Origin of the sequence: uncultured Blautia sp. (genome assembly GCF_902497045.1) — a bacterium.
In the GTDB taxonomy this organism is placed as follows: domain Bacteria; phylum Bacillota; class Clostridia; order Lachnospirales; family Lachnospiraceae; genus Blautia_A.
The window spans coordinates 1-9503 of the sequence record NZ_CABVDF010000102.1 but is presented as its reverse complement, the minus strand read 5'-3'; the positions used below and the strand labels follow the sequence as shown (position 1 = coordinate 9503).

Sequence of the window (9503 nt, the reverse complement as noted above, 5' to 3'; positions counted from 1 at the left end):
CTACCTTCAAAAAGATTTATTTTCTTTTCCTAAATTTCAGTTTTACTGCTCCAATACCAGCCAACGCACTTCCTGCCAGTGCATAGAGGGAAGCAAAGTTAGCCTTTAAAAATCTGGGGCTTTCCCAAAAAAGTGTTCAAGGGTGTTCAAAGTAAAATAATGAAAAAAAGAAGAGAAACGCTGTAAATTCAACGTTTCTCCCACTTTTCATCAATGCCGCAGACCGGAATCGAACCGGTACGGGTATCACTACCCACGGGATTTTAAGTCCCGGGCGTCTGCCAGTTCCGCCACTGCGGCATATTATATAAAAAAAGATATGGGGCCTATAGGGCTCGAACCTATGACCCTCTGCTTGTAAGGCAGATGCTCTCCCAGCTGAGCTAAGACCCCATATAACGACCCAGAAGAGACTCGAACTCTCGACCTCCGCCGTGACAGGGCGGCGCTCTAACCAACTGAGCCACTGGGCCAAAAAACAAAAATGGACCTTCGGGGACTCGAACCCAGGACCGACCGGTTATGAGCCGGTTGCTCTAACCAACTGAGCTAAAGGTCCAAAAAGCCGATGATCGGACTCGAACCGATAACCTGCTGATTACAAATCAGCTGCTCTGCCAATTGAGCCACATCGGCGCGTAACACTTACAAAAATTATTATACACCAAATGTCGGAATCAAGTCAAAGAAAATCTCATTTTTTATTTTTTAAATGACTCCAAGGGGATTTGAACCCCTGTTACCGCCGTGAAAGGGCGGTGTCTTAACCGCTTGACCATGGAGCCTTATTTTTCGCTGTTGTCTATCATTGACGACCTCAGCGAAAATTATAATACCATACCCGGATACATTTTGCAAGAGGTAATTTAAATTTTTTTATTTTTTTATTCTTGATTTTCCGTCACCCTGGAAAGTCCGTAAAAACAGCCTGAGCTTTTTCAAACGCTTCCTTTCCTCTTACTGTAAGAAGGGCTTTTCTGCAATCCACCTCTGTCCCTGCCAACAGCTCCTTACCCTGTTCCAGACTTATATAAATTCCCTCTGTGGGATTGCTGAGACAGGCGGCAGCCTGACATTCCGCCCAGTCAGTTTCAGCAGATCCCCATTTTTCAGTATTATCAGGACTGCTGCTTTCTGTGTTCTCCAGCCTCTCCTCTGCTATATGATATTGAAGCTCTCCGCTGCTTCTTTCCCAAAAAGCTGCAAGCTTTCTTTTGGAAATTGTATGACCATAGGGATCTTTTAAATGCTTCAAACTGTTCTTTCCTGCCAGAAGCATTGGGATATTCTCAGCTTTTATATCCCTGTAAGTATTTCCCTGCATCTTAAGCTCTTTCAGATCCACAGCCAGAAGAACTGTACTCATAGTATAATCATCCATTTTTAATTCCACAGGGATTTCCAGCACAGGAGAAAAAGAAACCAGTCCTTGTATCTTTTCCACCTGCTTCAAAAGCTTCTGGTTATACTCCATATTTCCCAATGAGACCACGGCCTGATATTCCCCTGTCGCTCCTGTAAAAAACAGAACTGCAAGACGGATCAAAAGGTAAAGGATTCCTGCTATAAAAAACACTCCGCAAATAATCATTGGATAAAAATGTCTTTTCTTACATTTTCCCACCGGAAACCTCCTGTCTCATCTCCTCCAGAAGTATTTTCTGCTTCCTGATCCTATGCATAAGCAATAAAATCAGGCATATCATGCCGCAGGCTGCAGCAGTCGCTACGGAATACCACCAGCTATTTGCCTTTTTAGGCTTTTCTATATTCAAGGTCTGGAGCCTGGGCTTTTGAATCTTTGTTTCATACTCTCGCACCTGTTCATAATGCTTCCCTTCCCCATCCTCATATCTGAGCGTAATCTTCCCTGTCACATTTCCATACATTTCTTTTTCATCTGTTCCCTCATCCCTGCCTGAGGTCTCCATGGTACGTGTTCCAACAAAAATACGCATAGTTCCTGTACTTTCTGTTCCTGCATCCATATTTCCAAGAAAAATTTCTTCTTTTGGAAACATTCCGGTTCCTTCCAAAGCAACACGTGCATTAAAAATCCCGGTTCTGCTTACGTTTTGCACACGAATCCCCATATTTACTGTATCTGTAGAATATACTTCTGCCGGAAGGTTGTCACAATCCAGATTCGCCCATATTTTTTGTTTGACTAAAAACTCCATCTTCTCCGTTCCTGCTGCCGAAGTTCCTTTTTTATCCTCATATTCAAAAGAAAGGGTAATGGGAACAGTCCCCTCCTTTATATCTACAGCTGCCCTGATTCTGTTTAGAACATTGATCCTGCCGCCGGGACTGATCTTTTCAAAATAAAAAGAATTTTTTTCAAACTGGATTCCCGGTGTTTCTGTGGAAAATACCAGTTTCAGATTATAAATTTCCTGATTGCTGCTTTTATTCTTCAGAACAAATTCCACTTCTTCAGAACTGCCGGCTTCCATATTCTTTCCAGTAAGGCTGCAGCTCTCCAGCAAAATCTTGGGCTGCCGTATCAGTTCTTCTTTTTGTCCGGAAGAAGCCCCTGCCCCTGAAAAATCTGCACTGCCGGGAGATACCTGTACTTCCGAATCCCCTTCCATACCGTTTCCATCTCCAAAAAGTTCTTCTTCCTGATTTCCTTTTTCAGGATAAATATTCAGATTTTCAATGTTCAGGGAAAATCCCGGCGTGGGCAAAGGACACGGGCTGGGATCCGGCGCATCAGTAGGTACTGGAGCGAAAGTGGGTTCCGGTATCATAGTAATTTCCGGAATCACTGTAGGCTCTGGCATCACAGAAGACTCCTGATCCACAAAATTTTCTGAACTTCCTTCGTCCGCAAACAACTCTGCGCCATACGCTTTTTGTTCTCCGGCTATATTCCACTGAGTTCCTGCAATGCTCTGCAGGCACAGAATAAAAATTCCTGCTGCCAGTCTTCCCTTCTTCATAGTTTCGCCGCCTCCCTTTCCTTCAGAATCCCTCCGTCCATTTCAAAAACCCTGTCGCACAAAATCCGTATATCTTCCTCGTTATGGCTTGCCAAAAGGATAGTCTTTCCCTGGGATTTCAATTCCAAAAGAATCTTTCTCATATCCTCCACCCCATGTTTATCCAGGCCGTTAAAGGGTTCATCCAGAACAAGAAGCTCCGGTTCTTCCATAATGGCCTGTGCAATTCCCAGACGCTGACGCATACCAAGAGAATATTTTGCCACTGGCTTTTTCATGTCAGGATCCAGCCCCACTTTTTTCATTACAAGCCGTATCTGTGCCGGTGTGATCCGGCAGTTCATTGACGCCAGAATCTCCAGATTACGAAATCCGGTAAGCTCCATCAAAAATCCCGGACTTTCAATGATCGCGCCAAGACTTTCGGGAAAATCCACTTCTTTTCCAATGTTCTTTCCCTGAACTCGTATAGTTCCTGAGGTTACTGGGAGAAAACCGCAGATACATTTCATCAAAACAGTTTTTCCTGATCCGTTATTTCCCACAATGCCGCAGACCTGTCCCCCATACAAGGTAAGCTCTGCCTCTTTCAATACACAGTCTCCTCCAAAATATCTGCTTGCCCTCTCTACCTGGATCACAGGCTCAGATTTCTTCCACCCTATCATAAAGAATTCCTCCATAAAGCGCCATCAGTATCCCCAACAAAACCAAAAGAAAAAGCCATAGTCCCAGACTCTTTTCTCCCCATTCTGCCGTTCCCTCCATCCACTGAGGCGGGTAAAGCCAAAGAGCTTTTTCAAAATACCGATCCCTTACAATCACACAAAAATAATAAAGGACAAAAGGAAATCCAAAGGCCAGATATACCGATCCTGTAAGCCCGGCAAAAATCCCTCCTCCTGTGCTTAAAATCCCTGCCACAAGTCCGCAGCGAAGCAGGATTTCTCCAAGCTGTGCAGTCTGGCTCCATGGAAATTTCCCCTGAGACTCTAAAGGAAAAAAAATCATAAAGTAGACCAAAAGCACCAGCATCCCTGCCAGAAAAACAGAAAGAAATCCACCCAGAGCAGTGGTAAATACTTTACTTTCCACATAATAACACCTTCCTGTCCGTGGAAGAGCTGTTTTTAAAAACCCGCCCTGCCTCTCACGGATAAAGGAATCACTCCATGGCAGAACTGCTGCAAGAGGAAGAAAAAAAATCATGGTATTAGATTTCAGGGCTTCTGTTTCCATACCTATAAAACTTCCTGGATTTAAAAATCCTTGAAGCTTGGGATAAGAAGCTCCCAGGCTGATTCCGGCCATTGCTGTCATAAATCCCAGCCAGAAGCCTCTCCCCTTAAACATTCTCATTATTTCAGTTCCCATATCAGTCCTTTTCTCCCAGAAATACAAAGGAATATGTTTTCATCCTTTTTATGCAGAACAGAGCAAAAAGCGCCAGAATCCCCAAAAATACCAGAACAGACTGCCCTATAGAAGGTAATTGGTCATATCCGAAGTTATGTCTGCCATAAGAGGCATGACTTAAAGGGCTGATCCATCCGATTAGCACATTAACCCGGAACAGCTCATATTTTTCATATCCCAGTATTCTTGCAAGGGCCTGGGGATCCAATAAAAATCCATACAGGCAAAAAAGAAGACCTGTGACCATTCCTCTGTTTTTTCCCGGCAGAAGATTTCCTGCCAGGACTGCAAGTCCAAGACAGAGAATGTAAAGAAACAAAAGAATCGTCATCAAAGCCGCACAGCCAAAAGGCGAAATGCTTTCCATCACCTTTACCGTAGAAGGTACGTTAAGGATTTCTCCCAGTCTGGAATATGCCAGCATAGCGGCTGTATCGCTCCAGATATTTCCCGGATAGCTGTTCCCGGCGCACAAGATCATGGTGGAGCCCAGCATAAACAATGTATAAATTCCTGCAGCACATACCATATAGATCATTTGCCCCAAAAGCCATCGAACCTTGGTTGTCCGGTACAGATAATAAGGAGTCACTGCGCTCCATACAGGAAGATCAGAAAAAAGGAGCAAAAGAAGCACAGAGCTTAAAAGAATAGCCGTACTGTCTCCAAAAGTCCACAAAAACGGTTCCAGCATCTGCACAGGTGAACGGTAAGTTTCCATTACAGGCATGATTCTGCTGCTTAAAAGGAAACAGAGAACAAAGCCCAGAAGAAAGGTCAGCATAACCCTTGGTCTTTTAAAAAAACCTCTGAAATCATATCGAACTACTGCCAGAATCTGTTCTGCTGTTTTTTTGCTTCTTTTTATTTTTATCCTTCTCACTCCTTTTCCTTTAATATCCCAATCCTCTGTCAATCACACTGCCGTCTATAGCGTTGATAGTAAGATAGCTTTCATATTGGGGCGCATAAAGGAAATTTTCCGATCCGGTTTCCCATTCTGCGCCTTCCTTATAAGTGCCTTCATAGCTTCCAAAGAAATCCCAGGCAGGAACAAGCACGCCGGAACGGCTGTCAGATTTTGGTTCATAAATTCTTGTGTAACCGAATGCGATCCGGTCTATTTTGTATGTAAGTTCTTTTGCATTCTCCATATAATCAGCGTTTTGAATAAGCATCATTTTTTCGTAAATATCCATGATTTCATCAAAGGATTTCAGTTTTACATTTTCTGTTTTTGTTTTTCCAATATCGTACTGGTCGATTAGCTGTACATCATCAATTCCCTCATCCGTTACACAAAAGTCCAGCTTCTCATAAAGCCAGCTTTCTGATTCAGCTCCCATATCGTTGCCGTACAGCTCGCCTCCCTGTTCCTCTGTATAAGTAATGGGAATTTCTCCCAGCTTTCTCGTGTAATGAAGGATATAGCCGGTATCTGTCAGCACAAGCTTCTGATCTTCACCGCTTCCCTTTTGATAAAGGCAGAGTCCGTACTCCCAGTCTCCAAGCTCCATATCCGGGATCTGAAGCTCCTTCACCTTCTCGTCCGCAAGAGCCTTAGCTTCTTCCAGAGAAATTCCGATTTCTTCTTTCAGCTCTTCTTCTGTTGGAACCCACTCTGCATCCTTCTGTTGGGAGGATTCTGACAGCTTACTGTAATAATCATATCCGTCCCAACGTATAAATTCATTGATTATATTTTCCTTTTCATAACGGCTCTGGTTGCGGATTTCCACAGACATAGGGGCTGCCCCATAGGAATTCATGCTGTAATTAAAAGCAGTTCCCTCCTCTGTAACTGCCACTCCAACAAAGTAATCGTCCATGGTATAGTCTCCTTCTTCCCCTTTCAGGCCAAACTGGGGCTTCACCTCCTTCAGTGTGCGGGTTTCAGGGGCTGTCTCATATTCCTTTTCCAGGTCTTCAATGGTCTGATTAATGTCCAAATAATAATTCCCATTCTCATCCTTCCCAAGACCGTTAGGATCCAGATTTCCTTTGGCAAGGTTGGCTTTCCACCAGGTCAGCTCCTTTTGTACCACATCCTTTGTACGGGTATAATAACTGTGAGAAGTGTAGATCTTTGCATTTTTGAAAAAAGTATCTGTGATCAGATCCATCTGTTCCTGTCCAAAGGGATGCTGCGTTACCTCGATCACAGAAGCATGATCTGTATCAGGAATCTCTACCTTTGCATCTGTTACTATTTTTAGATTTCCTGTAGTATCTGCTGTCTTGCTCTGATAGGTTTCCGGCGCTCCTACTGTTTCCCGGATATTTTTACCGGACAAAGCTTTTGTATTCTCCTGTTCTTCTGCCTCCTCTTCATACAGTATTTCTTTTATATTTCCCTTCTTTTTTACAAGAGAACTCTCTGGTGTTTCCGCACATCCGGCCGCAAATGTGATTCCTGTCATCATTACCAGAATAGCTGTTACGATTCTTTTTTTCATGGTCTGTCTCCTTTCCCGGCGGATCATACAGGATCGTCTGTCCTTTCTGCTTCCAGAATATCAGAATCTTTTGGCCGGATATCCTCCATTTTGTAACCGCATTGTAACCATGAAAGAATCACCCTCGTTCCTTTTTCAGGTTCGCTTTCGACAGACATTTTCCAGTGATGAAGATCTGCAATTTCCTTGCAAAGCGCCAATCCAAGACCTGCGCCTCCTTCCTTTCTGGAGCGTGACTTATCCACCATGTAAAAGGCTTCCGTTACCCGTTTAAGATTTTCCGGAGCAATCCCGCATCCATAATCTTCCACAGTAAGAGCCTTATCCTCAGCTGTTATCCTGATTTTTCCACCTTCTTCTGAAGCTTTTCCTGCATTATCCACAAGATTCAGCACAAAACTTGTCAAAAGGTCCACATCTGCTGTTTTCTGAAGATCGTAAGGGCTGCACAGGACTTCCAGCTGAATATTCTTTTGTTTTAAGATAAATCCCGTCAGATCTTTTATGTTATTCAAAAATTTTTCTACCTGAAAGCTCTGAAGATTCAGTCCTGACTTTGCTTCCTCATAAAGTCCGGTAAGTTCCAGGATTTTAACAGACAGCCTGGAAAGGCGGCTGCATTCCTTCTGAATATACTGAAGCGCCTGCTCCCGTCTTTTGTCGCTTAAACGTACCGTAAGGAGAGTATCTGAGTAACCGATAATGGCCGTCATAGGTGTTTTCAGCTCATGAGCAAGGCTTCCCAGCATTTGCTGCTGTCTTCTGTTTATTTCTGTCAGTTTCTGTATACTTTCCTCAATGGTAGCAGCCATATGATTAAAGCTGCCCGCCAGCTCTCCCAGTTCGTCTTTCCTTCCCTCTGATACCCGAATCTGATAATTACCTTCTGAAATAGCTGCGGCAGCCTTTTTTAGTTCCATTAAAGGGCGCATAGTAGCAAAAAGACTTTTCCATATGATAAATCCCCCCGCAACCAGAAGAAACACAGTAATCAAAAATCCTTTTAAAAAAAGCCGCTCTGTTCTCTGATAAATTTCTGTAACATCCTGATAATACAAAATCCCTGCCTGTATACTGTTATCAGATATCTGCGTGAAAGTAATCATAAGCTTTCTTCCGTCTATGGTCTGTATTGGTACTTCTCCGTTATTTTCTCCATTGGCTTCGCTGATCCCCATATAATCAAATTCATAAGGTGTAGCATTATAGAACCATTCCCCCTGCTGGTAAAAAGCTCCATAATTCCCAAAAACATCCCGAAATGACTGAACTGCAGCCAGCTTACGGCCATCTGCATCATTGTTTTTCAGCAGCTTTAAAGACTCTTCCAGCTTTCTGGTAAACTCATGGATCTTATCTGTAAAAATAATTTCCTGGCTCTTTCTCTGATCCATCAAAGTCTGCTTTTGGGATTCATAAAGAAAATACACCATAGTAAGCTGAGAAATTAACAGAAATCCAAGAATTGCCTGTAAAAAAATTTTCCGAAACAGTTTCACTGATCCACCTCCAGTCTGTATCCTATGGTAGGAATGGTTTTTATTACATTTCCCCAGTCCAGTTTTTTTCTGATACGGCCTACGTGGGCATCTACGGTACGTGTCTCTCCTTCAAACTCCATTCCCCACAAAGCTCCCAGAATCTGCCCTCTGGTAAGAGCCTTATTTTTATGCCGGGCAAACATTAAAAGACATTCGTATTCCATTGGTTTCAGATAAACCTCTTTCCCTGCTTTTGTAACAATTCTTTTTTCTGTGTCGATCTCCACGTCATAAATTTGAATCAATTGATTATTTTTTCCATTTCTTTCCAAAACTTTTTCAATACGTACAAGAAGCTCCAGCATCTCAAATGGTTTTACAATATAATCCTCTGCCCCTTCCTTTAGACCTCTGACCTTATTCTGAACTTCTCCTCTGGCAGTCAAAAAAATAACCGGAATTTTATAATTCTTCAGTTCTGGAAGAAGAGCAAAACCATCCTTTCCCGGCAGCATTACATCTACCAGAGCACAGTCATAGGAATGGTTTGTCCGTAGACTTTTACTTACCTCCTCTCCGTCAAAAAAGGAAGTAACCTGATATCCTGTCACTTCAAGATTCATACAGATCAGGTCGTTAATTGCTTCCTCATCTTCTATTACAAGAATATGTACTCCCATATTGCTTCCTCCTCTGGTGTTGCCTATCTGCTGTCATACCACACGATTTGCCTGCGGAATTCCTGTCATATTATAGAAACTTTGATTACATTATGACATGAATTTTATCTGCATGGTGTAACTGTTTTGTAAATTTATACACAAAAAAAGCCTGCAGAATATTCTGCAGACATAAAAAAACTCCCCCTGTTGGACTCGAACCAACGACACTGCGGTTAACAGCCGCATGCTCTACCGACTGAGCTAAGGAGGAATAAAAGTGTGTTTGAATTGCACTTTCAAAACTACATACATGTTGACATTTGGAATCGTGTGACCATGCTTTTTGCTTTCTACGACTCGCCGGTCATCTCGTGACTTCCGTCACTCGATGTCATTTGCTTCACAAATGTCTGTCCCAGTCTGTAAACTTCCCTCTGTGAGTAAACTCACTCCGGTCTGTTTCCATCCTGTTCCATCCGCTCGTCTCAGCTTTTTGGTCAAGCCCTCGACCTATTAGTAGCAGTCAGCTCCATACGTTACCGC

The 9503-nt window shown here is 43.0% G+C and carries 8 protein-coding genes and 7 tRNA genes; all 15 read right to left on the bottom strand.

Features of this window, described 5'->3' with window-relative positions; translation table 11 throughout:
- Positions 1–214: 214 nt before the first annotated feature.
- The 15 genes from RDS42_RS08770 to RDS42_RS08700 all read right to left on the bottom strand — a co-directional run bounded on the left by RDS42_RS08770 (position 215) and on the right by RDS42_RS08700 (position 9231).
- Positions 215–300 (bottom strand) — tRNA-Leu (locus RDS42_RS08770).
- 20 nt (positions 301–320) lie between these two features.
- Positions 321–393 (bottom strand) — tRNA-Val (locus tag RDS42_RS08765).
- 6 nt (positions 394–399) lie between these two features.
- Positions 400–473: transfer RNA gene (locus tag RDS42_RS08760), tRNA-Asp, on the bottom strand.
- Between the two features lie 12 nt (positions 474–485).
- Positions 486–559, bottom strand: a tRNA-Ile gene (locus tag RDS42_RS08755).
- A gap of 4 nt (positions 560–563) precedes the next feature.
- Positions 564–636 (bottom strand) — tRNA-Thr (locus tag RDS42_RS08750).
- Positions 637–713: 77 nt separating this feature from the next.
- A tRNA-Glu gene (locus RDS42_RS08745) sits at positions 714–785 on the bottom strand.
- Positions 786–901: 116 nt separating this feature from the next.
- A complete protein-coding gene (locus RDS42_RS08740; RefSeq protein ID WP_308783323.1) occupies positions 902–1624 on the bottom strand; it encodes a hypothetical protein in 723 nt (240 codons plus the stop codon).
- Positions 1611–2945, bottom strand: a complete 1335-nt coding sequence (locus RDS42_RS08735) for a hypothetical protein (RefSeq protein WP_308783322.1) — start codon at positions 2943–2945, stop codon at positions 1611–1613. Before RDS42_RS08735 ends, RDS42_RS08740 begins: the two co-directional genes overlap by 14 nt.
- Entirely contained in the window at positions 2942–3613 is a 672-nt protein-coding gene (locus tag RDS42_RS08730) for an ATP-binding cassette domain-containing protein (protein ID WP_308783321.1), read from the bottom strand. The genes RDS42_RS08735 and RDS42_RS08730 overlap by 4 nt, the downstream gene beginning before the upstream one ends.
- A complete protein-coding gene (locus tag RDS42_RS08725; protein WP_308783320.1) occupies positions 3591–4319 on the bottom strand; it encodes an ABC transporter permease in 729 nt (242 codons plus the stop codon). The genes RDS42_RS08730 and RDS42_RS08725 overlap by 23 nt, the downstream gene beginning before the upstream one ends.
- 1 nt (position 4320) lies before the next feature.
- Positions 4321–5244 carry a hypothetical protein gene (locus tag RDS42_RS08720; RefSeq protein ID WP_308783319.1) on the bottom strand — a complete coding sequence of 308 codons (924 nt, stop codon included), beginning with the start codon at positions 5242–5244 and terminating at the stop codon, positions 4321–4323.
- A 10-nt stretch (positions 5245–5254) separates the two neighbouring features.
- Positions 5255–6817, bottom strand: coding sequence for a DUF6034 family protein (locus tag RDS42_RS08715; RefSeq protein WP_308783318.1), 1563 nt, complete (start codon positions 6815–6817; stop codon positions 5255–5257).
- Positions 6818–6840: 23 nt separating this feature from the next.
- Entirely contained in the window at positions 6841–8316 is a 1476-nt protein-coding gene (locus RDS42_RS08710) for a HAMP domain-containing sensor histidine kinase (RefSeq protein WP_308783317.1), read from the bottom strand.
- Positions 8313–8978 carry a response regulator transcription factor gene (locus tag RDS42_RS08705; RefSeq protein WP_308783316.1) on the bottom strand — a complete coding sequence of 222 codons (666 nt, stop codon included), beginning with the start codon at positions 8976–8978 and terminating at the stop codon, positions 8313–8315. The genes RDS42_RS08710 and RDS42_RS08705 overlap by 4 nt, the downstream gene beginning before the upstream one ends.
- A gap of 180 nt (positions 8979–9158) precedes the next feature.
- Positions 9159–9231: transfer RNA gene (locus RDS42_RS08700), tRNA-Asn, on the bottom strand.
- Positions 9232–9503 lie beyond the last annotated feature (272 nt).

Bases quoted from the DNA above. Each gene is read 5' to 3' on its own strand.
- RDS42_RS08730 (WP_308783321.1), bottom strand. From the start codon at position 3,613: ATGATAGGGTGGAAGAAATCTGAGCCTGTGATCCAGGTAGAGAGGGCA.
- RDS42_RS08705 (WP_308783316.1), bottom strand. From the start codon at position 8,978: ATGGGAGTACATATTCTTGTAATAGAAGATGAGGAAGCAATTAACGAC.
- RDS42_RS08725 (WP_308783320.1), bottom strand. From the start codon at position 4,319: ATGGGAACTGAAATAATGAGAATGTTTAAGGGGAGAGGCTTCTGGCTG.
- RDS42_RS08715 (WP_308783318.1), bottom strand. From the start codon at position 6,817: ATGAAAAAAAGAATCGTAACAGCTATTCTGGTAATGATGACAGGAATC.
- RDS42_RS08735 (WP_308783322.1), bottom strand. From the start codon at position 2,945: ATGAAGAAGGGAAGACTGGCAGCAGGAATTTTTATTCTGTGCCTGCAG.